The following is a 24,800-nucleotide window of genomic DNA, read 5'->3' on the forward strand; positions in this document are numbered from 1 at the left end:
ATCGCTTCCGGCTCCAACATCTCCTGCACTCCGCAAACCACACGGCGCACAGGATCTACCTCAATGTGCTTCGTTTCCAACGATGGCCTCCTTGCGAACGAGGGGGTCAGTTCCTCGTGTCGCTAGGGGGTCAATTTACGGTGTCGCCTGACACCCCGCGGGCGGCGATGCGCCGGCTCCGCTTGCACGCGCGCCGCCACTACGTCAGCGAGGTATCGACAGCGCGCCGCTGCAAGGCCAGATACGCCTTGGACTGCATCTCGCGCAAGCGCGAGACCGTGCGTGGGAACTCATGCGCAAGCAGGCCCTCGGTGTAGAGCTGCTCCGGCGGGACGGCGGCCGAGACGATCAACTTGACACGACGGTCGTACAGCACATCCACCAACCAGGTCAGGCGCCGCGCCGCCGACGCCATGTTGGCCGGCAGATGCGGGACGTTGCTCAGCAGCACGGTGTGAAACTGGCTGGCGATTTCCAGATAGTCGTTGTGCGAGCGGGGGCCGCCGCACAGGGTGCGAAAGTCGAACCACACCACACCGCCGGCACGACGAATGGCGCGAATTTCACGCGCCTCGATCTGCAACACCGGATTTTCGTCCTGTGCCTCGGCCAAGCGCTCGAAGATGGCCTCCATTTCGCGCTCGGTGGCCTCCCCCAGCGGGGTCAGGTACGAGCGCACGTGCTCCAGCGTGCGGCCGCGGTAGTCGATACCGTGATCGACATGGATCACCTCCATGGTGCGCTTGAGCAGCTCGATGGCCGGCAGGATGCGGTCACGATGCAGGCCATCGGGGTAGAGGCCATCGGGATGAAAATTGCTGGTGGTCACCATGCCGATGCCATATTTGTGCATTGCCTCCAGCAAGCGGTGCAAGATCATGGCGTCGGTCACATCGGCGACGTGAAATTCGTCGAAACAGATGAGCCGAAAGCGCACTGCCATCCGCTGGGCCAAGGCGTCCAGCGGATCGACGGTGCCTTGCAGGTCAGCCAACTGCCGATGCACCTCACGCATGAATTCGTGAAAGTGCAGCCGGGTTTTGCGGCGCAGTGGCACCGCGTTGTAGAAGCAGTCCATCAAAAAGCTCTTGCCCCGCCCCACTCCGCCGTACAGGTACACGCCTCGCGGAATGGGCAGCCGGTTGATGAGCTTTTTGAGGGGGTTGGAGCGCCGCTGCTTGAAGTGGGTCCAATCGGCTGCGCAGCGCTCCAGCGCTTCGATACCGCGCAACTGGGCCGGATCGCTGCGGTAGCCGCGTGCGGCCAGTTCGGCTTCGTAGGCGCGCCGCACTGGCCCCCAGGCTGGCATGGGAGCCGGTGCGGCGCTGGGCACAGCATCACGGGCCGTCATGCCGCCCACGTCAGAAGTTCAGCGTGCGCTTGTCCACCGCCAGCGCGGCTTCTTTCGTAGCCTCGGACAGCGAGGGGTGGGCGTGGCAGGTACGCGCGATGTCCTCGGCGCTGGCACGGAATTCCATCGCCAATACCGCTTCGGCGATCAGCTCGGAGGCCATGGGGCCGATGATGTGCACACCGAGCACTTCGTCGGTCTGCGCGTCGGCCAGGATTTTGACCATGCCGGTGGTATCGCCCAGCGCGCGTGCCCGCCCATTGGCAAGGAACGGGAAGGTGCCGGCTTTGTAGGCGCGCCCGGCAGCCTTGAGCTGCTGTTCGGTTTGACCGACCCAGGCGATTTCCGGGCTGGTGTAGATGACCCAGGGAATGGTGTTGAAGTTGACGTGCGGGTGCTGGCCGGCGATGCGCTCGGCCACCGCCACGCCCTCCTCCTCGGCTTTGTGGGCCAGCATCGGGCCGCGCACCACGTCGCCCACCGCCCACACGCCAGGCAGGTTGGTGCGGCACTCATCATCCACCACGATGGCGCCACGTTCGTCCCGCTGCAGACCCACGGCGTCGGCGTTGAGGCCGGCGGTGTTGGGCACACGGCCAATCGAGACGATGAGCCGGTCGGCTTCCAGCGTCACGGCTTCGCCTTTGGCGTTGGTGTAGGCGATGGCAACGCCCTTGCGGCTGGTTTTGACCTCGCCCACCTTGACGCCGAGCTCGATCGTCAAGCCTTGCTTGTCGAACGCCTTTTTGGCTTCTTTGGCGATTTGCTCGTCGGCAGCAGCCAAGAACGTGGGCAAGCCTTCCAAAAGGGTGACTTCCGCCCCCAGGCGGCGCCACACCGAGCCCATTTCCAGCCCGATGACGCCAGCGCCGATGATCGCCAGCTTCTTGGGCACCGCTTGCAGGCGCAGTGCGCCGTCGTTGGAGAGGATGCGTTCCTCATCGAACGCCACTCCGGGCAAGGCGCGCGCGGTCGAGCCGGTGGCCACGATGATGTGCCGGCCGATGAGCGTGGCCGGCTGGGCTCCGGTGACGGCGATCTCGTAGCCACCTTCGACCGCCTTGACGAACGAACCGTGGCCGTGGAAGAACGTGACCTTGTTCTTTTTGAACAGATACAGGATGCCGTCGTTGTTTTGTTTGACCACGGCGTCCTTGCGCGCGATCATGCGCGGCACGTCGATTTTGACCGTGCCGACGCCGATGCCGTGCTCGGCGAAATGGTGCTGCGCGTGCTCGAAATATTCGGACGACTGCAGCAGCGCTTTGGAGGGAATGCAGCCAACGTTGGTGCATGTGCCGCCGGGCGCTGCGCCGCCGGCGGCGTTGGTCCAGGCGTCGATACAGGCAACCTGCAGGCCGAGTTGCGCCGCGCGAATGGCGGCGATGTAGCCACCGGGGCCGGCGCCGATGACGATGACGTCAAAAGTCTGGGACATGATGGGGGGTTCCTAGGGCGTTGCGCCAGCGCCCCCGCTTGGGCGCTGGCCAGAGCAGACAAGGCCTACTCAGATATTGAAGAGCAGACGGGCCGGATCTTCCAGCGCTTCTTTCATCGCCACCAGGCCCAGCACGGCTTCGCGACCATCGATGATGCGGTGATCGTACGACAGCGCCAGGTAATTGATGGGGCGAATGACGATTTGGCCGTTTTCCACCACCGGGCGTTCCTTGGTGGCGTGAACGCCCAGAATTGCCGACTGCGGCGGATTGATGATGGGGGTGGACAACATCGAGCCGAACACGCCACCGTTGGAGATCGAGAACGTGCCACCGGTCATTTCCTCGATGCCGAGCTTACCCTCGGCAGCGCGCTTGCCGAAGTCGGCGATTTTCTTCTCGATATCGGCAAAGCTGAGCTGATCGGCATTGCGCAGGATCGGCACCACCAGCCCCCGCGGCGAGCCCACGGCGATGCCGATGTCGAAGTAGCCGTGATAGACGATGTCGTTGCCGTCCACACTGGCGTTGAGGATGGGGAATTTTTTCAGCGCATGCACCGCGGCCTTGACGAAGAAGCTCATGAAGCCGAGCTTGACGCCATGCTCCTTCTCGAAGCGTTCCTGGTATTTTTTGCGCAATTCCATCACCGGCGCCATGTTGACCTCGTTGAAGGTGGTCAGGATGGCGTTGGTGGCTTGTGACTGCAGCAGCCGCTCGGCGATGCGGGCCCGCAGGCGCGTCATGGGCACGCGCTGCTCGGGACGATTGGCCAGCGCGGGCGACAGCCCGAGCGGGGCGCTGACCTGAGGCAACGCCTTGGCAGGTACGCCGGTGGGGATGGCAGCCGGGGCGGCTGCGGGTTTAGGGGCGGCGACGGCAGCCAGCACGTCGCCCTTGGTGATGCGACCGTCCTTGCCGGTGCCGGCCACCGAACCCGGCGCCAAGCCGTGGTCGGCCATCAGTTTGGCGGCAGCGGGCATGGCGATGGCGGCTGCAGCTACCGTTGCCGGGGCAGGGGCAGGCGCGGTGGCCGGGGCCGCCACCGCCGTACTCGCAGCCACGGGGGCGGCAGCCGCAGCCGTGGCCGCTGCCTTGCCCGTGGTGTCGATGCGCGCGATCACCTGCTCCGAGACCACGGTGCCGCCGTCGCCGACGACGATTTCGGACAAGACGCCGGCAGCGGGCGCCGGAACTTCCAGCACCACTTTATCGGTTTCGATTTCGATCAGGATTTCGTCGGCGGCAACCGGCTCGCCGGGTTTTTTCTTCCACTGCAGCAGCGTTGCTTCCGCCACCGATTCGGACAGCTGCGGCACTTTGACTTCGACGATGGCCATGATGTGTTCTTCCTCTGTCAATACGACTGAAAAGCGGTGTGGCTAGCAGCGCGCTCCGCCTACGCAGGGCGCGCCGCTGAGGCCTTGGGGTGATTTATTTGGTCAGGATGAAGCCCTTGAGGCGGCCAAAAGCGGCTTCCACCAGCGCTTTTTGCTGCTCTTGGTGCAGATGGGCATAGCCCACTGCGGGCGAGGCCGAGGCAGCGCGCCCGGCATAGCCCAGGCGCTGGCCATCGAGCATGTTTTCGTGAATGTTGTGTTGCACGAAGAACCAGGGTCCCTGGTTTTGCGGCTCATCCTGACACCAGACGACGTCGGTGGCGTTCGGGTAGCGTTTCATCTCCGCCGCAAAGGCTTTGTGCGGGAACGGATAGAGCTGCTCGATACGCACGATGGCGACGTCGTCCAACCCCTTGGCCTCGCGCTTCTTGACGAGGTCGTAGTACACCTTGCCCGAGCAGACGATGACCCGCTTGACGCGCTGCGCGTTCTTGACGATGTCGGCGTTTTGCTCGGGGATCACGGTTTGGAAGCCACCCTTGGTGAATTCGGACAGCGGCGAAGTCGCTTCCTTGGCACGCAGCAGTGACTTCGGCGTGAAGACGATGAGGGGCTTGCGCAGGTTGCGAATCATTTGCCGGCGCAGCACGTGGAAGATCTGCGCCGCGGTGGTCGGCTGCACGATCTGCATATTGGTGTCGGCCGCCAACTGCATGAAGCGCTCGATGCGCGCCGAACTGTGCTCCGGGCCCTGCCCCTCGTAGCCATGCGGCAAAAACAGCGTGATGCCGTTGACGCGTCCCCACTTGACCTCGCCGGAGGCGATGAACTGGTCGATGACCACTTGCGCGCCATTGGCGAAGTCGCCAAACTGAGCCTCCCAGATCACCAGCGTATTCGGCTCATTGGACGCGTAGCCATATTCGAAGCCGAGCACCGCTTCTTCCGACAGGATCGAGTCGATGACGGTGAAGGGGGCTTGATTGTCGGCCACGTTTTGCAGCGGGATGTACGTGCCCTCGTCCCACTTCTCGCGGTTTTGGTCGTGGATGACCGCGTGCCGGTGTGTGAAGGTGCCACGACCGCAGTCCTCGCCCGACAGCCGCACGCCATAGCCACTGGCCACCAGCGAGGCAAACGCCATGTGCTCGCCCATGCCCCAGTCGACGTTGATTTCGCCGCGCCCCATCGCTGCGCGGTCGGCCAACACCTTCTTGACCAGTTGGTGCGGCGTGATGTTGTCCGGCACCGTGGTGATGCGCTCGGCCAGGCGCTTCCACTCCGCCAAGGGAATGGCGGTGTCGGCGGCGTCGGTCCACTTTTTGCCTAGGAATGGCGACCAATCGACCGCGTAGGTGCTCTTGTAGTTGGTCAGCACCGGCTCCACCGTGCGCCGCCCTTCATCCAGAATGGCGCGGTAGGCCTTGACCATCTGTTCGGGTTCATCGGCGCCGAGCACGCCTTGCGCCACCAGCTTGTCCGCGTACAACTTGCGGGTGCCGGGGTGCGCCGCAATCTTCTTGTACATCAGCGGCTGCGTCAGCGAGGGCGTGTCTTGCTCGTTGTGTCCGAGCTTGCGGAAGCACACGATGTCGATCACCACGTCCTTTTTGAACGTCTGGCGGAACTCGACCGCCAGTTGCGTGGCTAGCGTCACCGCTTCCGGATCGTCGCCGTTGACGTGCAGCACCGGTGCCTCGATCATCTTGACGACATCGGTGCAGTACAGCGTGGAGCGGCTATCACGCGGGTCGGAGGTGGTAAAGCCGATCTGGTTGTTGATGACCAAATGGACCGTGCCGCCGGTGTAGTAGCCGCGCGTCTGCGCCAGTGCCAGGGTTTCCATGACGACCCCCTGCCCGGCAAAGGCGGCATCACCATGCACCAGTACCGGCATCACCTGGTCGCCGCGACGGTCGCCGCGACGATCCATGCGCGCCCGCGTCGAACCCTCCACCACCGGGTTGACGATTTCCAGGTGCGAGGGGTTGAATGCCAGGCTCAAATGCACCGGGCCGCCGGGGGTGGAGACGTCGGAGCTGAAGCCCTGGTGGTACTTCACGTCTCCGGCCGGTAGATCTTCCGGCGCGGTGTGCTCGAATTCGGCGAACAAATCCTTGGGCATCTTGCCCATCACGTTGACCAGCACGTTGAGCCGGCCGCGGTGCGCCATGCCGATGACCACTTCTTGCACACCGCGCGCGCCAGCTTGCTGGATCAGCTCGTCCATGGCGGCGATGAAGCTCTCGCCCCCTTCCAGCGAGAAGCGTTTCTGCCCCACATATTTGGTGTGCAGGTAGCGCTCCAGCCCCTCGGCTGCGGTCAGGTTTTGCAGGATGTGGCGCTTTTGCTCGGACGTAAAGTTGGGCTTGCTGCGGATGCGTTCGAGCTTTTCTTGCCACCAGCGCTTTTGCGTCTGGTCGGTGATATACATGAACTCGGCGCCGATCGTGCCGCAGTAGGTCTCGCGCAGCGCATTGAGCAGCTCGCGCAGCGACATCGTGTCTTTGCCGAAGTAGGTGTTGCTGGTGTTGAACACCGTCTCCAGGTCGGCGTCGGTCAAGCCGTAGAAGGCCGGATCGAGCTCGGGAATGTTCTCACGCTCGGCGCGCTTGAGCGGGTCCAGATTGGCCCAGCGTACCCCCAGATTGCGGTAGGCGGCAATGAGCTGCTGCGTGGCCACCAGCTTGCGCGCCTGCTCCGGATCGGCGGGCTGGGCGGCGGTGGTCTGCAAAGTCCCTTGCTTGGCCATCTCCGCAAAGGCGGCGATGACCGGCATGTGCGGAATGTCGCGGGCGTCACTGCCATCGACCGCTGGTACATGCTGCAGCGCGTCGAAATAATCACGCCATTCGGCTGGAACGCTGGTGGGGTCGGTGAGGTATTTCTCGTACATCTCTTCGACATAAGGCGCATTGCCGCCGAAGAGATAGGAGTTGGCCGAGAACGCCTCGTAGACGCTTGTCGTCTCGCTCATGGAATCGCTGACCTCCGTCCCCCTGTAGGGGACTGACGGGTGGGTGAAAAAACCTTCCGCGACACGGCTGAACCGGTTGGCGGACGCGACAGTGGCACTGGAAGGGACTGTGCAGAGCGAATTGTGCCATCAAGCGCCCATGATGCCAATGGGCTTTGTATCAGATGGCATGTCATAAGATGTCATTATGCTGGCACCGGGCCGCCAGGCGAGCTCGGCCCGGGCCGTCACCGTCACAGCGGCGTTGCCGCGCGCAGCCACAGCATGCCCGGCTGCGCCTGGGTTGCCGCAGGGTATTTGCGCTCGGTGGAGGCCCGTGCGGTCGTCGGGGCGTTTAGCTGCGCCGGGGCAGCAGCCGCTCTGCGCCGGGCGTGCTGCCGGGGTTGTCGAGTTCGATGGCGATTTGCGTGCAGACGGTGCGGCACAGGGCCACCGCCTGCTCACTCTGTACGCGGTAGTACACCTGCGTGCCTTCTTTGCGCTTGGCCAGCACGCCCGCGCGGTACAGCAGATTGAGGTGCTGCGACAGATTGGGCTGTGTGGTGTCGATTTCGGCCAACAGCTCGGAAACCGATTTTTCCTTGTCGCACAGGGCGTTGAGGATGCGCAAACGGGTTGGCGTCGCGAGGATGCCGAACAGCTCGGCCGCCAGCTCGAATACACGATCCTTGTCCGCAAGGGTGTCGTTATCGGTGAGTGGTTGCATATATAAGCGGACGCATCTCTACGTCCGCTCATCATAGCGGGAAAACGCTCCACCACCAACGGTTCAGACGACACGAGCCAACCACCGAAGCGCGCTGCCGCCGATGGCACCGCTGCGGGCGACGGCCTTTTGCATCGAGGCCGACGGCGCGTCGCCGCGCGCAGCGGTGACGCGACCGCCCGGCCTTACGCGCTAGGGGGCTGCACCAAGTCGCGAATCTGCTGCAGGGCGCTGGGGTCGTCGAGGGTGGTCAAGTCACCGGGGTCGCGCCCTTCGCACACGGCCTGGATGGCACGCCGCAGCAATTTGCCGCTGCGCGTCTTGGGCAGCAGACTGACGAAGCGCACGCGTGCCGGCCGCGCCACCGCCCCCAACTGCTCGTCCACCACTTTCATGATCTCGCCTTCGAGCTTGAGCGCATCGGCCTCGGTGGCGGCGCGCGCCGGGTCTTTCAGCACCGCGAAGGCCACGGCCACCTGCCCTTTGAGCGCATCGGCCACACCCACCACCGCGACTTCGGCCACCGCCGGGTGGCTGGAGATGCTTTCCTCGATCTCGCGCGTGCCCAGCCGGTGGCCGGCAACGTTGATCACGTCGTCCGTGCGACCGAGGATGTAGTAGTAACCGTCGGCGTCGCGCACCCCCCAATCGAAGGTGCTGTACATCTGCCGTCCCGGGATGCTGGACCAGTAGGTCTTGACGTAGCGCTCGTCATCGCCCCAGACGGTCTGCAGACAACCCGGTGGCAGCGGCCCCTGCACCGCGATGACGCCTTTGCGGTTGGGTTCGGTGATCTTCTCGCCGGTGTTTTCGTCGATCAGGCGCACGTCGTAGCCATACACCGCCTTACCAGGGGAGCCGAACTTGGTAGGGGCTGGCTCGACACCATTGCAAACGGCCAAAATCGGCCAGCCAGTCTCGGTTTGCCAGTAATTGTCGATGACGGGTTTGCCAATGGCCTGCGCCATCCAGGTGGCGGTGGGCTCATCCAAGGGTTCCCCCGCCAAAAACAAGGCGCGCAAAGAGCTCAGGTCGTACTTCGTCAGATAGGCAGGATCTTGTTTTTTGAGCACCCGCGCCGCCGTGGGTGCGGTGAACATGACGGTGACGCGGTAGTCCTGCACCAGGCGCCACCAGATGCCGGCATCGGGCCGGATCGGCGTGCCCTCGTACATGATGGTGGCCATGCCGTTGATGAGCGGGCCGTAGATGATGTAGCTGTGGCCGACCACCCAGCCGATGTCACTGGTGGAGAAATACGTCTCACCTGGCTGCGCCATATAGATGTAGCGCATGGAGGCAGCCAGCGCCACGGCATAGCCGCCGGTATCGCGCTGTACCCCTTTCGGTTTGCCGGTGGTGCCGCTGGTGTAGAGAATGTAGCTGGGGTGGGTGCTATCGACCCACTCGCACGGGACCTGTGCCTGTAGATGTGCTTCGCGTAAGGTGGCATAGTCCACGTCGCGCTCGGCCACCGGGTCCAACGGAGCCAGTCCGCGGTTGACCATCAGCACGCGCTGCGGCTGGTGGCGGGACAGGCGAATGGCCTCATCCAACAGATGCTTGTAGGGAACGACTTTGCCTGCACGCATGCCGGCATCGGCACTGACGATGACCTTGGGGGCGGCGTCGTCGATGCGGGTGGCCAGGGAATGACTGGCGAAGCCGCCGAACACCACCGAGTGGATGGCGCCGATGCGCACGCACGCCAGCATGGCAAACGCCGCCTCTGGGATCATCGGCATATAGATGAGCACGCGGTCGCCCTTTTGCACGCCGAGTGCGCGCAGGATCGCTGCCATGCGTTGCACCTCGGTGTGCAGTTCGCGGTAGGTGTAAGCACGCTCGGTACCGGTTTCGGTGGAGACGTAGATCAGCGCGTTTTGGTCGGCCCGCGTGGCCAGATGGCGATCGACCGCGTTGTGGCACAGATTGGTCAGTCCGCCTTCGAACCAGCGCGCAAACGGCGGGTTGTCGTAGTTGCACACCCGATCGAACGGGCGCTGCCAATCGATCAGACGGGCCTGCTCGGCCCAGAAGCCATCGCGGTCGTCGATGGAGCGGCGGTAGAACGAGGCGTAATCGGTGTGGCTCATGGCGGTCTCTCTCCTCGGGTCGTCGGGGGACTGACCATCGCATTATGGAAGAGCGCCTTGCGCGGCGCTGACGCTCGCGGCAAACACCAAACGGTCAATAAAAAACCCGCTTGCAGCAAGGCTACAAGCGGGCGCGATGTTTGGTGGGTGATGCAGGGTTCGAACCTACGACCCCTGCCGTGTGAAGGCAGTGCTCTACCGCTGAGCTAATCACCCGGTCGTGTCTGACAACGAATCGGATTATAGCTTAGTTTGGGGGTCTGTTTGCCGCCGTGGCGCTGCTCGCCGCCTCCAGGCGGCGCCACACGGTGCGGCCCTTGCTTTCCTGGTCGAGTGAGGCCAGCAGCGCCTCGTGCGCGGCGCGCTCCTCGGCACTGGCCTGCAGTACCGGCAACGCCAAGGCGGACAGATCGATGCGCTGCAGCGTGGCGCTGCCGTCGTCCTCACCGTGGACATCGATGACCAGCGATTCCTGGCCGCGTGTCATGTAGATGTAGACGTCGGCCAGCAGTTCGGCGTCCAGCAGCGCTCCGTGCAGTTGGCGGCCGGAGTTGTCGACGCCCAGGCGATCGCACAGCGCGTCGAGCCCGTTGCGCTTGCCGGGCCACATTTCCTTGGCCAACACCAGGGTATCGATGACGCCCGCCACCAGGCTACGCGTGGGCCCCAGCCCCAGGCGAGCGAATTCGGCATCCAAAAAGCCCAGGTCGAACGGCGCGTTGTGGATGATCAGCTCGGCGCCGCGCAGATAGTCGAGTAACTCGGCAGCGACGTCGGCAAAGCGCGGCTTGTCGGCCAAAAATTCGCGCGTGATGCCGTGCACACGCAGCGCTTCTTCATGGATGTCGCGCTCGGGATTGAGGTAGAAGTGGCGATTGTTGCCCGTGAGCTGGCGGTTGACGAGCTCCACGCAACCGATTTCGATGATGCGGTCACCGTCTTGCGGCGACAGGCCGGTGGTTTCGGTGTCCAGCACGATTTGTCGCATCGCCCTGCCCCGCTTCAGTGACGCTCGCGCGCGTGGTTGATCGAGTAGCGCGGGATTTCGATGGTGACGTCGCGCGTACCCAGCCGAGCCTGACAACTCAAGCGCGATTGTGGCTCCAGCCCCCAGGCTTTGTCGAGCATGTCTTCTTCTTCCTCGCTGGGCGGATTGAGCGACTCGAACCCTTGGCGTACCACGACGTGGCAGGTGGTGCAGGCACAGCTCATTTCGCAGGCATGCTCGATTTCGATGCCGTTGTCCAGCAGCGCCTCGCACAAGCTGGTGCCGGTGGGCGCTTGCAGACGTGCGCCCTGCGGGCAGTACTCGGGGTGGGGCAAAACCGTGATGGCAGGCATGGGGCAAGGGGGGGTTAGATGTGGTCCACGGACTGGCCGGCCAAAGCCCGGGCAATGCTGCGGTTCATGCGGGCCGCGGCAAACGCCTCGGTGCCTTTGGCCAGCGCCTGCGTGGCGGCGTCGATGGCGGCTGCGTCGTCGCCCTGGCGCGCTTGCTCGACGGCCTGCATCAGCGCTTCGATGGCGGCGCGCTCACGGTCGCTGAGCAGATCGCCATCGGCGGCCAGCGCGCTGCGCGTGGCCAGCAGCATGCGCTCGGCCTCGACCCGCGCTTCGATGAGGGCGCGCAGGCGCATGTCGGCTTCCGCCGCGGCAAAACTTTCCTGCAGCATGCGCGCCACCTGATCGTCGCTGAGCCCATAAGAGGGCTTGACGTCCACATGGGCTTCAACGCCCGTGGTCAATTCGCGGGCGCTGACATGCAGCAGCCCGTCGGCGTCCACGGTGAAGGTGACACGGATACGCGCCGCGCCCGCAGCCATCGGCGGGATACCGCGTAACTCGAAGCGCGCCAGACTGCGGCAGTCTTGCACGCGCTCACGCTCGCCCTGCACGACGTGGATCGCCATCGCCGTCTGGCCGTCGCGGTAGGTGGTGAAGTCCTGTGCGCGCGCCGTGGGAATGGGGGTGTTGCGGGGCACGATGCGCTCCACCAACCCCCCCATGGTTTCGATGCCCAGCGACAGCGGCGTGACGTCGAGCAAGAGCAGTTCGCCGTTGGGGTCGTTGCCCGCGAGCTGGTTGGCCTGGATGGCCGCGCCCAGCGCCACCACTTCGTCGGGGTTGAGGTTGGTCAGTGGCGCCCGTCCAAACAAGCGCGCAACCGCATCACGCACCACGGGCATGCGGGTGGCACCTCCCACCAAGACGACGCCTTGCACTTCATCCACCGTCACCTGGGCGTCGCGCAGTACGCGGCGCACGGCCGTCAGCGTGCGTTCGGTCAGTGCATGGGTGATCGCCTCGAACTGCGCCGGGCGCACGGGCACCGCCACATCGCCATCGGGCCCTGGCACGAGCAGTGTCACGGCATCCCCGGCCGCGCAAGCGCTCAGCGCCTCCTTGGCCTGGCGCGCGCGCGCCAGTAGGGTGGCGCGCGCGCGTGCGCTCAGCTCGGCGGTCTGTGCGCCCGGGCGCACCTGTTGCAAGGCCCAATCGGCCAGGGCGCGGTCGTAGTCGTCGCCACCAAGGGCGGAGTCACCTCCGGTGGCCACCACCTCGAATACGCCACGCGTCAGACGCAGCAGCGACACGTCGAAGGTGCCGCCGCCCAAGTCATATACCAGGTACAGCCCTTCTGCCGCATTGTCCAGACCATAAGCGATGGCCGCAGCAGTGGGTTCGTTGAGCAGGCGCAGCACCTCGATACCGGCCAGCCGCGCCGCGTCCTTGGTGGCTTGCCGCTGGGCGTCGTCGAAGTAGGCCGGCACGGTGATGACGGCGCCGTAGAGCTCGGCGTCGAACGTCTCTTCGGCGCGTTGGCGCAGCGTGGCCAGAATCTCGGCGCTGACTTCCACCGGCGTTTTGTCGCCGGCGACGGTGCGCACCACCACCCCGCCTGGGCCCTCGTGCACGGGATAGGGCAAGCGCGCCGCCACTCCCTGGGCCTGGATGTCCGCCAGTGAACGCCCCATCAGTCGCTTGACCGAGCTGATGGTGTTGGCCGGGTCGTCGACCTGCGCCGCCAGCGCGTCGAACCCCACCTGACGCGACGGGCGGCTGCCTGGCGGCAGATAGCGCACCACACTGGGCAGGATCACCCGTCCCTGGGCGTCGGGCAGGCACTCGGCCACCCCGTGGCGCACCGCTGCCACCAGCGAATGCGTGGTGCCCAGATCGATGCCGACGGCGATGCGGCGCTGGTGCGGGTCGGGCGTCTGCCCCGGCTCGGAAATTTGCAATAAGGCCATGCGCAAGCAAAAGGTTAGGTGTCGAGCCGCTCGTGCAGCGTCTCAAGGAAGCGCTCGATGAACATCAGCGCGCGGACCTGGGCCGCGGCAGCAGCGGCATCGTGATGGGTGTCGATGGCGGCGGCCAGCGTCTGCAGGCGCGCGTCGCGCTCGGCCTGCACCTCATGCCGCAGGCGCTGCAAGTCGGTGGGATCGCGCGCCTCCTCCAAGGCTTCGCGCCACTGCATTTGCTGCAGCAAGAACTCGGCCGGCATGGCCGTGTTGCTGTCGGCCTGCACCGGCTGCCCCTGCAGTTCGCACCAGTAAGCGGCACGGCGCAAAGGGTCGCGCAGGCGCTGATAGGCCTCGTTGACCCGCACCGACCACTGCATGGCCAGGCGCTGTGCGGCCGCACCGGCATGGGCATGACGATCCGGGTGAGCCAGACGTTGCAGCGCCTTCCAGCGCTCTTGCAGCAACGCTGCATCCAGCGCGAAGCGCTGCGGCAGCCCGAACAGCGCAAAATCGTTGGCGGACAGCGACGGCTCAGACACGGAAGGATTCGCCACAGCCACAGCGGTCGCGTTCATTCGGGTTGTGGAAGCGGAATCCCTCGTTGAGGCCTTCGCGCACGAAATCGAGCTCGGTGCCGTCCAGGTAGGGCAGGCTCTTCGGGTCGACCAAGACCTTGACGCCATGCGCTTCGAAGACGATGTCTTCGGGCGCAATGTCGTCGGCGTATTCGAGCTTGTAGGCCAGTCCGGAACAGCCCGTGGTTTTGACCCCGAGGCGCACGCCGATGCCCTTGCCCCGCCGGGACAGGTATTTGTGGACGTGCCGCGCAGCGGCTTCGGTGAGTGTGACGGCCATGAACGAACTGGAATGCAGGAAAACGGGAAAGACAGCCGAGCTGGCCGACGCTGCCGGCTTCGCGCGCGGCATGCGTTGGCAACGGGTCACGCGGCCGCGGTCTGGGCAGCGTGTTTCTTCTTGTAGTCTTCAACCGCCGCCTTGATGGCGTCTTCGGCCAGAATCGAACAGTGTATCTTGACCGGCGGCAGCGCCAGCTCTTCGGCGATCTGGCTGTTTTTGATTTGCGCCGCTTCGTCCAAGGTCTTGCCCTTGACCCACTCAGTGACCAGCGAGCTGGAGGCGATGGCCGAGCCGCAGCCATAGGTCTTGAAACGCGCATCTTCGATGATACCGGTCTGCGGGTTGACCTTGATTTGCAGCTTCATCACGTCACCGCAGGCCGGCGCACCCACCATGCCGGTGCCGACATGGCTGTCATTTTTGTCGAAGCTGCCGACGTTGCGCGGGTTTTCGTAGTGGTCGATGACCTTGTCGCTGTATGCCATGGTGTGCTCCTTTCGGTGAAACCCGCCGCGTCAGTGCGCGGCCCACTGAATGCTGTTCAAGTCGATGCCCTCTTGGTACATCTCCCACAGGGGCGAGAGTTCGCGCAGTTTGGCGACGTTGGCCTTGATGGCTTCGATGGCGTAGTCGATCTCTTGCTCGGTGGTCCAGCGCCCGATGGTCATGCGCAGGCTGCTATGGGCGAGCTCGTCGCTGCGCCCAAGCGCCCGCAGCACGTAGCTGGGCTCCAGGCTGGCCGACGTGCACGCCGAACCGCTGGACACCGCCACCCCCTTGATGCCCATGATGAGCGACTCGCCCTCGACGAAGTTGAAGCTCATGTTCAGGTTGTGCGGCACGCGCCGTGTGGGGTGGCCGTTGATGAAGGACTGCTCGATCTGCGTCAGCCCCGCCACCAGCCGGTCGTGCAGCCGCTGGATGCGCGGCAATTCGGTGGGCATCTCCGCCTTGGCGATGGCGAACGCCTCGCCCATGCCGACGCATTGGTGGGTGGCCAGCGTGCCGGAGCGCAGCCCGCGCTCGTGGCCGCCGCCGTGCATCTGCGCCTCCAGCCGCACGCGCGGTTTACGCCGCACGTACAGCGCGCCGATGCCCTTGGGGCCGTAGGTTTTGTGTGAGGCCAGGCTCATCAGATCCACCGGCAGCTGCCGCAGGTCGATCTGGACCTTGCCCGTGGCCTGTGCGGCGTCCACATGAAAGATGACGCCCTTTTCGCGGCAAATGGCGCCGATGGCGGCGATGTCCTGGATGACGCCGATTTCGTTGTTGACGAACATCACGCTGGCCAGGATGGTGTCGGGCCGCAGGGCGGCGCGAAACGCGTCCAGGTCCAGCAAACCGTACTCGTCCACGTCCAGGTAGGTGACTTCGAACCCCTCGCGCTCCAGGTGCCGGCAGGTGTCCAGCACGGCCTTGTGCTCGGTCTTGACGGTGACGATGTGCCGCCCCTTGCCTTGGTAGAAATGCGCGGCGCCTTTGAGCGCCAGGTTGTTCGACTCGGTGGCGCCACTGGTCCAGACGATTTCGCGCGGATCGGCGCCGATCAGGTCGGCGACCTGTTCGCGTGCATGCTCGACGGCTTTTTCGGCCTCCCAGCCCCAGGCGTGGCTGCGCGAAGCGGGATTGCCGAAATGTTCGTATAGCCACGGCACCATCTTTTCGACCACACGCGGATCGACGGGCGTCGTGGCGCTGTAGTCCAGGTATAGGGGCATGTGCGGGGTGCTGCTCATCGAAAACTCCTGGTGGCGGGTGGCACGAGCGGGACGTTCATTCGGCGGCGGCCGTAGCCAGCGCGAACACCGAGTTCGGCGCGTTGACACGGATGGGCTTGACCACCGGGGTGGCCGAGATGGCCCGCTTGAGCGAGGGTGCCGGCTCCACCGCCACCCCCTTGGCCAGCTGCTGGTCGACGAGTTGCTGCAGCGTCACCGAGCGCAAAAAATCGATCATGCGCTCGTTGAGCTCGGTCCACAGATCATGCGTCATGCAACGCTGCCCGTCGCCGTGGCAGTTTTCCTTGCCGCCGCACTGGGTGGCGTCGATGGGCTCATCCACCGACAGAATGATGTCAGCCACCGTGATGTCGGCGGCGCGGCGCCCGAGGGTATAGCCGCCGCCGGGGCCGCGCGTGGACTCCACCAGCCGGTGGCGGCGCAGCTTGCCAAACAACTGCTCCAGATAAGACAGCGAGATGTGCTGCCGCTGGCTGATGGCGGCGAGCGTGACGGGGCCGCTGGCTTCGCGCAGCGCCAAATCGATCATCGCCGTGACGGCGAATCGCCCTTTGGTGGTCAGACGCATGGCAGACTCCTGGTGGTGGGCTGACGATTGCTTCAGGGGATACCCGAGCGTTTTCGTCGAGTATAGCAAAAAGCCGAACGTTTTGCTCGGGATTGCGTGATCGCAGCCGCTTCACGCCGCGCGCGTCATCCACGCGCTGTCAACCGCGGGCGGGTTGCCATGCAAAGGAAAGGCCAGCTCGATACCCGTGCCCGGGTGGGCATCGTAGAAGCGCACGCTCGCCCCCAGCTTGGTGGCACGCGTGATGATGTTGCGCAAGCCCCGGCCACCCGGCGGTCGTTTTTCGGGCGGCGGCAGCCCCGTGCCGTCGTCCTCGATGGTCAGCACCACGTGGTCGTCGCGCAGCCAGGTGCTGACGGTGACGCGCGTCGCGTGTGCGTGTTTGACGACGTTGGCCAAGATTTCCTGTAAGCAGCGAAACAGGTGCATGACGCCACGCGCATCCAAGCCCTGCAGCGGCGGCACATCCTGTACTTCCCAGCGCAGCTCCAGGCCGGCGGCCTCCAGTGCCGGCCCCAGACGGCGCCGCAGGGTGCCGAGGATCGCGGGCAAATCGCCCTCCATCGGCTCCAGCGAGTCCAGCGTCAAGCGCAACTCATCGAGCGCCTGACGCAGCAGCGCTTCGATGGAAGAACGCTCGACATGTCCTTCGGCGCTGCGCACCAGATTGAGGGTCTGCACCAGCTGGCTGCCCAGACCGTCGTGCATATCGCGCATCAGGCGCCGCCGCTCCTCCTCCACCACCCGCTGTCGCTCAGCCAAGCGCAGACGTTGGAAGGCCTCACGCAGTTCGTTCTCGCGCCGCGCCACCGCCTCCGATAACGAAGCGTTGAGACGTTGCACGTCGCGTGCCCATGAGGTGGCACGCTCCACCAAGGCCGCGCCGAGCGCAAACATCAGCACGATGCTGCCAAAGGTCAGCCAGCGCAGCTCGCCGTCGCCAGGGAAGTCGAGCTGCACCACCAAAAAGTCGCGAATACCGGTCAGCAAGGCAAATGCCGCCACCAACCCCACCGCAGTGGCCGAAAAGGTCAGGTGTCCACGCTGCTGGTGTTCGACGACGACGGCGCTCAGTGCTGCGATGGCAAAAACGGTGATGGCGCCGGCCCACGCACGCACCACGGCGTAGTCCTGTACCCACTGCGCCCAGACCATCCACGGCACGGTCAAGCCGATCATCAGCCACGACCCGATTCGCACCCAGCGCATCTGACGGCCAAAAAAATCTTCGACCATCAAAATGAACAGGCCGACGAACAGGGCAAATGCCAACCGATGCAGGAAAAACAACAGCTCGTACGGCAGGGGCGGCTCGACGACGACCAACATCACGGTACGCGCCATCAGCGCCAACGCCGCGCCGCCCATCAGCAAAAAGAGTCGCTCACCCAGCACGCGCCACAGCAGCAGTGCCAGAACCCCGACGAACAAGGCCAGGGTGGCCATGATCCACGCGCCGGTGATCTGCCACCATTCGAGTTGGCGATGACGTCGCAGCAAGACATCGTGGTCGCCGATGTGTAGCGGCGACAGGCCACTGCGCTCCAGCGGCTGTCCCCGCACTTCGATGATGAGACGATTGTGCGTGGCCTGCGGCAGCAGCAAGGAGCTGGGCAACGCCACCAAATGCGGCTGGGCGGTGGACAATACCGTCGCTCGCTCGGGGCCATACCACCCCATCTGGGCGATTTCGCGATCGTTCAGGAGCAAGCGAAACCGCGGGCCGACGCGGGGCAGCAACACCGCCAGTCGGGCTTCGGCCGGATTTTGATAGGTCAGCGTCGCCGGCCATGCCAGGGTGTATGTGACCCAGCCCCACCATGCCGGCGATTCGTCGTCGAGGATGTGGGGTAACGGCACCGTGCGCGGCGGCTGCTGCGGATCCAGCGGCAGGTGCACCTGGGCTTCGCGCACGGCGGCCACACCGTCCAGCGCGCGCGGCGCCGATACCGCGTACAGCAAGGCCACCAGCGACGCGAGCAACAGGATTAGGCCAACGACAGCCGTGCGCGCCCCCACGCTTGTGATGGCTGCCTCCGCATTACGCTGCAATGGCGCCGGCATTCGCGTCACAGCAATCCCCGGGCCTGAGCCGCCCGCACCGCCTGCACGCGTGTGCGCACCGCCAGTTTGCGGTACAAGCTTTTGACGTGCGTGCTGACGGTGGCCACGCCGATGCCCAGCCGCTGTGCGATTTCCTTGTTGACATAGCCCTGCGCCACCAGGCGCAGCACATCGGTTTCGCGTTCGGACAGGCTGGGCGTCGGCCCGTCGGGGCCGCCCACCGCATCGGCCGCGCGGAACTGCTTGAGCAGCATGCGCGCCAACAGGGGCGAGATCGGTGCACCACCGGCGCGAATTTGCTCGATGGCATCGATGAGCTCGGCTTCGCTGCAGCCCTTCAGGACATAGCCGGTGGCGCCTGCCTGCAACGCTGGGATGAGGCGTGACTCGTCGCCGAACACGGTAAACACCAGCAATTCGGCTTCGGGCTTGGCGGCAGCGAGCTGGCGCAGCAGGTCTTCACCGCGCCCGTCGGGCAACCCCAAATCGACCAGAAAGACGTCTGCCAGGCTGTTGGGCGCCATCAGCTCGGCATGAGCGTAGGTGTCGGAATGGCCTACCAGGCGCCAGTCGGGACGCTGGCGCAAGGCGGCTTCGACGAAACGCAAAATAGAGGGGTCGTCTTCGATCAGGTAAATCCGCGTGATGCCTGACATGAGACGGATTGTGAACAATCTGATCGCAGATCGAACTCCCCCAAACAGGGGAGGCGACTACGCACTCGTCGCCAGGGCCTCGTCTGCGGCGCCGTGGGCCCCCAGCACGCGGTCCTTGAGCTGCATGAGCTGGTCGCGTACCCGAGCGGCAGCCTCGAACTCCAGGTTGCGGGCGTGCTCCAGCATCTGCCTCTCCAGCCGCTTGATCTCGCGCGCCAGGGCCTTCTCGTCCAGCGCCTGCAAGGCTTCGGCTTGCTCGCGCAGCCGGCGTTGGCGTTGCTCGGCTTCGGCCGCCTTGTCGCTGACCACGCCTTCGATCAGATCCTTGATGCGCTTGCTCACCCCACGCGGGGTGACGCCATGCGCGGCGTTGTAGGCGAGTTGCTTGGCGCGCCGACGTTCGGTTTCCTCGATGGCGCGGCGCATCGAATCGGTGACGGTATCGGCATAAAGGATGGCCATGCCATTGAGGTTGCGCGCGGCGCGGCCGATGGTCTGAATGAGGCTGCGTTCGGCGCGCAAAAACCCTTCCTTGTCGGCGTCCAAAATGGCGACCAGCGACACTTCCGGAATGTCCAGCCCCTCACGCAGCAGGTTGATACCGACCAAGACGTCGAACGCACCCAGCCGTAAGTCGCGGATGATTTCCACGCGCTCCACCGTATCGACGTCGGAGTGCAGGTAGCGCACGCGCACCCCATTTTCATTCAGATAGTCGGTGAGCTGCTCGGCCATGCGCTTGGTCAGCGTGGTCACCAGCACGCGTTCGTCGCGCTGCACGCGCAGCCGAATCTCCTGCAGCAGATCGTCCACCTGATGAGTGGCGGGACGCACCTGTACCACCGGGTCGACCAATCCGGTCGGGCGTACCACCTGCTCGACCACGCGCGAGCAGCGGCGCAATTCGTACTCGCCCGGCGTGGCGGAGACGAATATCACCTGCCGCATGCGCTGCTCGAACTCCTCGAATTTCAGGGGCCGGTTGTCCAGCGCGCTGGGCAGGCGAAAGCCGTACTCCACCAAAGTGGTTTTGCGCGCCCGGTCGCCGTTGTACATCCCCGCCAGTTGGCCGATCATCACGTGGCTCTCATCCAAAAACATCAAGGCATCGGGCGGCAGGTAGTCGGTGAGCGTGCTGGGCGGCTCGCCCGGCGCCGCCCCAGACAAGTGGCGGGTGTAGTTTTCGATGCCCTTGCAGTGGCCGACTTCCACCAGCATTTCCAAGTCGAACCGCGTGCGCTGCTCCAGCCGCTGCGCCTCCAGCAGTTTGCCCATGGCCAGCAGTTCCTGCACCCTGGCTTGCAGCTCGTCCTTGATCGACTCCACGGCGCGCAGCACCTGCTCGCGCGGTGTCACGTAGTGGCTGCTCGGGTAGACGGTAAAGCGCAGCAGACGTTGACGGCTCTGCCCGGTCAGCGGATCGAACAGCGTCAACGACTCGATTTCATCGTCGAAGAGCTCGACGCGCAGCGCCAGCTCGGAGTGCTCGGCAGGGAAAATATCGATGACGTCGCCGCGCACCCGGAATTTGCCACGCACGAACTCTTGCTCATTGCGCTGGTACTGCATGCGCACCAGCTGCGCGATGATGTCGCGCTGGCTGAGGCGGTCGCCCGTGCGCAGCGTCAGGATCATGCGGTGGTAGTGCTCGGGCTTGCCGATGCCGTAGATGGCGCTGACGGTGGCGACGATGACGACGTCGCGGCGCTCCAGCAAGCTCTTGGTACAGCTCAGCCGCAGCTGCTCGATGTGCTCGTTGATGGCGCTGTCTTTTTCGATATAGAGATCGCGCTGTGGCACATAGGCCTCTGGTTGGTAGTAATCGTAATAGCTGACAAAGTACTCGACCGCGTTTTTGGGAAAAAACTCTCGAAATTCGCTGTAAAGCTGTGCCGCCAAAGTCTTGTTTGGGGCAAAGACGATCGCCGGCCGGCCCAGGCGCGCGATCACATTGGCCATGGTGAAGGTTTTGCCCGAACCGGTGACGCCCAGCAGCGTCTGAAAGGCTTCGCCGTCCAGCACCCCTTCGACGAGTTGCTCGATGGCCGCGGGCTGATCCCCCGCCGGTGGGTAAGGTTGAAACAGCTCGAAAGGCGAGCCGGGAAAGCGGACCATTTGGCCGCTGGCAGGCAGAGGTGTGGAGGACATGGCGGTGATGATAGTTCGACCTCGGTGACGCGCGCCGACGACCACGCCGCCACGCCGCCAGGCACGGGCACACCCCCCTGTGGCGCCTGCCGCAGGGCCGCACGCTAAAATAATAAAGTTTGCCTTTGCCGCAGACGGCGGCCCCTCGAGGCGGCCGGCGTCCGTTCTTTTATCCCCTCCTTTTCCGTCAGGTTGCTGTCCATGTCGCTTTTTGCCGCCGTCGAAATGGCCCCGCGTGACCCGATTTTGGGTCTGAATGAGCAGTTCGCTGCCGACCCCCGCCCCAACAAGGTCAATCTGGGGGTGGGCGTGTACTATGACGACAACGGCAAACTGCCGCTGCTGCAATGCGTGCGCGAGGCCGAGCAGCGCTTGTTGGCCCAGCCCAGCGCGCGCGGTTACTTGCCCATCGACGGCATGCCCGCCTACGACCAGGCGGTCAAGGCGTTGGTATTCGGTGCCGACAGCGAAGTGGTGCGCACCGGCCGTGTCGCCACCGTGCAAGCCTTGGGCGGCACCGGCGGCTTGAAAATCGGGGCCGATTTCTTGAAAAAGTTGCTGCCGTCGGCGCAGGTGTTGATCAGCGATCCGAGCTGGGAGAACCACCGCGCGCTGTTTGGCAACGCCGGCTTTGCCGTGCACACCTACGCTTACTACGACGGCGCCCGGCGCGGCGTCGATGTGGAGGGGATGCTGGCGAGTCTGCGCGCCGCCGCTCCGGGCACCATTGTCGTGCTGCACGCCTGCTGCCACAACCCAACTGGCTATGACCTGACGCCAGCGCAGTGGGATGCCGTGGTGGCGGTGGTGCGCGAGCGCGGCCTGGTGCCGTTTCTGGATATGGCGTATCAAGGGTTTGGCCATGGCATTGCCGAAGACGGCGCGGTCGTCGGCAAGTTCGTGGACGCCGGGCTGGACGTCTTCGTCGCCACCTCGTTTTCCAAGAGCTTTAGCCTGTATGGGGAGCGCGTCGGCGCCCTGTCGGTGGTGTGCGCCAGCCGGGACGAAGCCGAGCGCGTGCTGTCGCAGCTCAAGGTCGTGGTGCGGACCAACTACTCCAACCCGCCCACCCACGGGGCAGCGGTGGTGGCCACGGTGCTCAACACGCCCGAGTTGCGCGCCCTGTGGGAGCAGGAGCTCGGCGAGATGCGCACCCGCATTCGTGCCATGCGGCAACGCCTGGTCGATGGCCTCAAGGCCGCCGGCGTGGAACAGGATATGTCGTTCATCACGCAGCAGCTGGGTATGTTCAGCTACTCGGGCCTGAGCAAAGACCAGATGGTGCGCCTGCGCCAGGAGTTCGGGGTCTATGGTACGGATAGCGGGCGTATGTGTGTGGCCGCGCTCAACAGCCGTAATGTGGACTACGTGTGCCAGGCGATCGCCGCGGTGCTGTGACCCTGTCTCCCAGGTGACGGTCTATCCGGGTTGATGGGCATGGCGCAAACATTCGGTTCCTGTTATATTTGTTGCACTGCAACATAAAAGGCCGACGCCATGCTGTATCACCTGTATGAGGCGCAACGCGCCCTGATGGAGCCGTTTTCTGACTTCGCAGCAGTGGCGGCGAAGCTGTTCGCCACGCCGACGTCGCCCTTGGCGCAGACACCGTTTGCGCAGCGTATCGCCGCGGGCTACGACCTGCTGCACCGCCTGGGCAAGGATTACGAGAAACCCGAGTTCGGCATCCGCGAGGTGGATGTCAACGGCGTGCACGTCACGGTGCACGAGCGCGTCGAAATCGACAAGCCGTTTTGCCAGCTGCGCCGCTTCAAGCGCTACGCCGACGATCCGCAGACGTTGTTGCGTCTGAAGGAGCAGCCCGTGGTGTTGATCGTGGCGCCCTTGTCTGGCCACTACGCCACCTTGCTGCGCGATACCGTGCGCACCATGCTGCGCGACCACAAGGTCTACATCACCGACTGGAAGAACGCGCGTATGGTGCCGCTGTCCGAGGGCGACTTCCACCTCGATGACTACGTTCACTATGTCGAGGAGTTCATCCGCTACCTGCAGCGGCGTTACGGGAACTGTCACGTCATGAGCGTGTGCCAGCCCACCGTGCCGGTGTTGGCGGCGGTGTCGCTGATGGCCAGCCGCGGCGAAAAAACCCCGCTGTCGATGACGATGATGGGCGGCCCCATCGACGCGCGCAAATCCCCCACGGCCGTCAATAACCTGGCGTTGCAGCGCAGCTACGCCTGGTTCGAAAACAATGTCATCTACCGCGTGCCCACCGGTTTTCCGGGTGAAGGGCGACGCGTGTATCCGGGGTTCCTGCAGCATGCCGGGTTCATCGCGATGAACCCGAGTCGCCATGTCAATAGTCATTACGACTATTTCCAGCACCTGGTCCAAGGCGACAACGAAAGCGCCGAGGCGCACCGCCAGTTCTACGACGAGTACAACGCCGTGCTGGACATGGACGCCAACTACTACCTGGAGACGATCCGCACCGTGTTCCAGGAGTTTCGCCTGGTTCAAGGCACCTGGGACGTGCGGCGACCGGACGGGGGCGTGGAGCGCGTGCGCCCACAAGATATCCGCGACACGGCCCTGCTCACCGTCGAGGGTGAGCTGGACGATATCTCCGGCAGTGGCCAGACGCGCGCCGCGCACGATCTCTGCACTCAAATCCCGGGCCAGCACAAACAGCACTTCGAAGTCGAAGGGGCGGGCCACTACGGCATCTTCAGTGGTCGCCGCTGGCGGCAGATGGTATATCCGGTGGTGCGGGATTTCATTCGCGCCCACCAGCCGGCGATGGGCGGTGCCGACTTGGCGGCAGTGCAAACCGAGGCCGAGTTGATGGCCTCGGCGATCCGGCGCGAGGAAGGTTCCCATACCCGCTCGGGCCGCACGCGCCGCGGCGACGAAGCCGCGCTGTGAGCATGGGCAGCGACAGCGCCGTGTCCGGGCCCGAAGCAACGTGCGCGGCATTGACCGAGCGCATCGACGCCGTTTTACCGCAGACGCAGTGCAGGCGCTGTGGTTATCCCGATTGCCGCGCCTACGCCGAGGCCATCGCGCGTGGCCAAGCCGACATCAACCGCTGCCCGCCAGGCGGGGCCGAGGGGATCGAGCGGCTCGCCGCGGTGACGGGCCGCCCGGTCCTTCCGCTGGATCCGGCGTGTGGACGGGAGCAGCCGCTGGCCGTGGCCGTGATCGACGAGACCTGGTGTATCGGCTGCACCTTGTGCCTGAAGGCCTGCCCGACCGATGCGATCGTCGGCGCCAACAAGCGCATGCACACCGTGATCGAAGGGTATTGCACGGGGTGTGAGCTGTGTGTTCCGGTGTGCCCGGTGGACTGTATCGCAATGGTCAACGTCAGCGGGCAGCGCACGGGCTGGGCGGCTTGGACGCCGGCCCAGGCCGAGCAGGCGCGTACGCGTTACCAGGCGCGGCAAGCACGGCGGTCGCGCGAGGTCGAGGAGCAGGCCGAGCGTCGCCTGCACAAGGCACAAGCCAAGCTCGCGGATCTGTCCGCCCACTCCAAACACAGCGACCCCGCGGTGCTGCAGCGCAAGCGCGCCCTGATCGAAGCGGCCATCGCCAAGGCCCGCGCGGCGCGAGCGGCCGCCGCGCCCCCGCCGCAGTAAGGGCCAACGCC

Annotated in this window: 19 protein-coding genes, 1 tRNA gene and 1 pseudogene; 3 read left to right on the top strand and 18 right to left on the bottom strand. The window is 64.9% G+C overall.

From position 1 onward, the window contains the following. Positions 1-199 precede the first annotated feature (199 nt). The 18 genes and pseudogenes from zapE to uvrB all read right to left on the bottom strand — a co-directional run bounded on the left by zapE (position 200) and on the right by uvrB (position 21,187). A complete protein-coding gene (gene zapE / locus Tchar_RS02100) occupies positions 200-1,309 on the bottom strand; it encodes a cell division protein ZapE (RefSeq protein WP_144327510.1) in 1,110 nt (369 codons plus the stop codon). Positions 1,310-1,361: 52 nt separating this feature from the next. Beyond that, positions 1,362-2,789 carry a dihydrolipoyl dehydrogenase gene (lpdA, locus tag Tchar_RS02105; protein WP_144327448.1) on the bottom strand — a complete coding sequence of 476 codons (1,428 nt, stop codon included), beginning with the start codon at positions 2,787-2,789 and terminating at the stop codon, positions 1,362-1,364. A gap of 69 nt (positions 2,790-2,858) precedes the next feature. Further along, positions 2,859-4,130 carry a 2-oxoglutarate dehydrogenase complex dihydrolipoyllysine-residue succinyltransferase gene (gene odhB / locus Tchar_RS02110; RefSeq protein WP_144327449.1) on the bottom strand — a complete coding sequence of 424 codons (1,272 nt, stop codon included), beginning with the start codon at positions 4,128-4,130 and terminating at the stop codon, positions 2,859-2,861. A gap of 94 nt (positions 4,131-4,224) precedes the next feature. Further along, positions 4,225-7,107, bottom strand: a complete 2,883-nt coding sequence (locus tag Tchar_RS02115; protein ID WP_144327450.1) for a 2-oxoglutarate dehydrogenase E1 component — start codon at positions 7,105-7,107, stop codon at positions 4,225-4,227. 334 nt (positions 7,108-7,441) lie between these two features. After that, on the bottom strand, positions 7,442-7,813 hold the full coding sequence (locus tag Tchar_RS02120) for an ArsR/SmtB family transcription factor (protein ID WP_144327451.1): 372 nt from the start codon (positions 7,811-7,813) through the stop codon (positions 7,442-7,444). A 185-nt stretch (positions 7,814-7,998) separates the two neighbouring features. Then, positions 7,999-9,912: pseudogene (locus Tchar_RS02125) on the bottom strand (propionate--CoA ligase); the annotation flags it as partial. A gap of 138 nt (positions 9,913-10,050) precedes the next feature. Next, positions 10,051-10,125: transfer RNA gene (locus Tchar_RS02130), tRNA-Val, on the bottom strand. 31 nt (positions 10,126-10,156) lie between these two features. Then, a complete protein-coding gene (dnaQ, locus tag Tchar_RS02135; RefSeq protein WP_144327453.1) occupies positions 10,157-10,897 on the bottom strand; it encodes a DNA polymerase III subunit epsilon in 741 nt (246 codons plus the stop codon). Between the two features lie 14 nt (positions 10,898-10,911). Continuing rightward, a complete protein-coding gene (gene fdx, locus Tchar_RS02140; protein ID WP_144327454.1) occupies positions 10,912-11,250 on the bottom strand; it encodes an ISC system 2Fe-2S type ferredoxin in 339 nt (112 codons plus the stop codon). Positions 11,251-11,264: 14 nt separating this feature from the next. Next, positions 11,265-13,160: a Fe-S protein assembly chaperone HscA gene (gene hscA / locus Tchar_RS02145; RefSeq protein ID WP_144327455.1), complete on the bottom strand. Its 1,896-nt coding sequence runs from the start codon at positions 13,158-13,160 to the stop codon at positions 11,265-11,267. Positions 13,161-13,174: 14 nt separating this feature from the next. After that, on the bottom strand, positions 13,175-13,693 hold the full coding sequence (hscB, locus tag Tchar_RS02150; protein WP_236640099.1) for a Fe-S protein assembly co-chaperone HscB: 519 nt from the start codon (positions 13,691-13,693) through the stop codon (positions 13,175-13,177). Next, a complete protein-coding gene (gene iscA / locus Tchar_RS02155; protein ID WP_144327457.1) occupies positions 13,686-14,009 on the bottom strand; it encodes an iron-sulfur cluster assembly protein IscA in 324 nt (107 codons plus the stop codon). The genes hscB and iscA overlap by 8 nt, the downstream gene beginning before the upstream one ends. 86 nt (positions 14,010-14,095) lie before the next feature. Continuing rightward, positions 14,096-14,497, bottom strand: coding sequence for a Fe-S cluster assembly scaffold IscU (gene iscU, locus Tchar_RS02160; RefSeq protein WP_144327458.1), 402 nt, complete (start codon positions 14,495-14,497; stop codon positions 14,096-14,098). 30 nt (positions 14,498-14,527) lie between these two features. Continuing rightward, positions 14,528-15,748 carry an IscS subfamily cysteine desulfurase gene (locus tag Tchar_RS02165; protein WP_144327459.1) on the bottom strand — a complete coding sequence of 407 codons (1,221 nt, stop codon included), beginning with the start codon at positions 15,746-15,748 and terminating at the stop codon, positions 14,528-14,530. Positions 15,749-15,785: 37 nt separating this feature from the next. Further along, positions 15,786-16,319 (bottom strand): Fe-S cluster assembly transcriptional regulator IscR, encoded by a 534-nt coding sequence (iscR, locus tag Tchar_RS02170; protein ID WP_144327460.1) that lies wholly within the window; start codon positions 16,317-16,319, stop codon positions 15,786-15,788. A gap of 111 nt (positions 16,320-16,430) precedes the next feature. Then, a complete protein-coding gene (locus Tchar_RS02175; protein WP_161595429.1) occupies positions 16,431-18,302 on the bottom strand; it encodes a sensor histidine kinase in 1,872 nt (623 codons plus the stop codon). An 86-nt stretch (positions 18,303-18,388) separates the two neighbouring features. Beyond that, on the bottom strand, positions 18,389-19,039 hold the full coding sequence (locus Tchar_RS02180; protein ID WP_144327462.1) for a LuxR C-terminal-related transcriptional regulator: 651 nt from the start codon (positions 19,037-19,039) through the stop codon (positions 18,389-18,391). Positions 19,040-19,096: 57 nt separating this feature from the next. Further along, positions 19,097-21,187 carry an excinuclease ABC subunit UvrB gene (uvrB, locus tag Tchar_RS02185; protein ID WP_144327463.1) on the bottom strand — a complete coding sequence of 697 codons (2,091 nt, stop codon included), beginning with the start codon at positions 21,185-21,187 and terminating at the stop codon, positions 19,097-19,099. 201 nt (positions 21,188-21,388) lie between these two features. Here uvrB and Tchar_RS02190 point away from each other — a divergent pair, with 201 nt between their 5' ends. From Tchar_RS02190 to rsxB, 3 genes are all read left to right on the top strand, one after another. After that, on the top strand, positions 21,389-22,585 hold the full coding sequence (locus tag Tchar_RS02190) for an amino acid aminotransferase (RefSeq protein ID WP_144327464.1): 1,197 nt from the start codon (positions 21,389-21,391) through the stop codon (positions 22,583-22,585). 99 nt (positions 22,586-22,684) lie between these two features. Beyond that, on the top strand, positions 22,685-24,076 hold the full coding sequence (locus Tchar_RS02195; RefSeq protein ID WP_144327465.1) for a polyhydroxyalkanoate depolymerase: 1,392 nt from the start codon (positions 22,685-22,687) through the stop codon (positions 24,074-24,076). Between the two features lie 2 nt (positions 24,077-24,078). Next, positions 24,079-24,789 (top strand): electron transport complex subunit RsxB, encoded by a 711-nt coding sequence (rsxB, locus tag Tchar_RS02200; protein WP_144327511.1) that lies wholly within the window; start codon positions 24,079-24,081, stop codon positions 24,787-24,789. Positions 24,790-24,800: the final 11 nt, after the last annotated feature.

It is taken from the genome of Tepidimonas charontis (genome assembly GCF_007556685.1).
In the GTDB taxonomy this organism is placed as follows: Bacteria; Pseudomonadota; Gammaproteobacteria; order Burkholderiales; family Burkholderiaceae_C; genus Tepidimonas; species Tepidimonas charontis.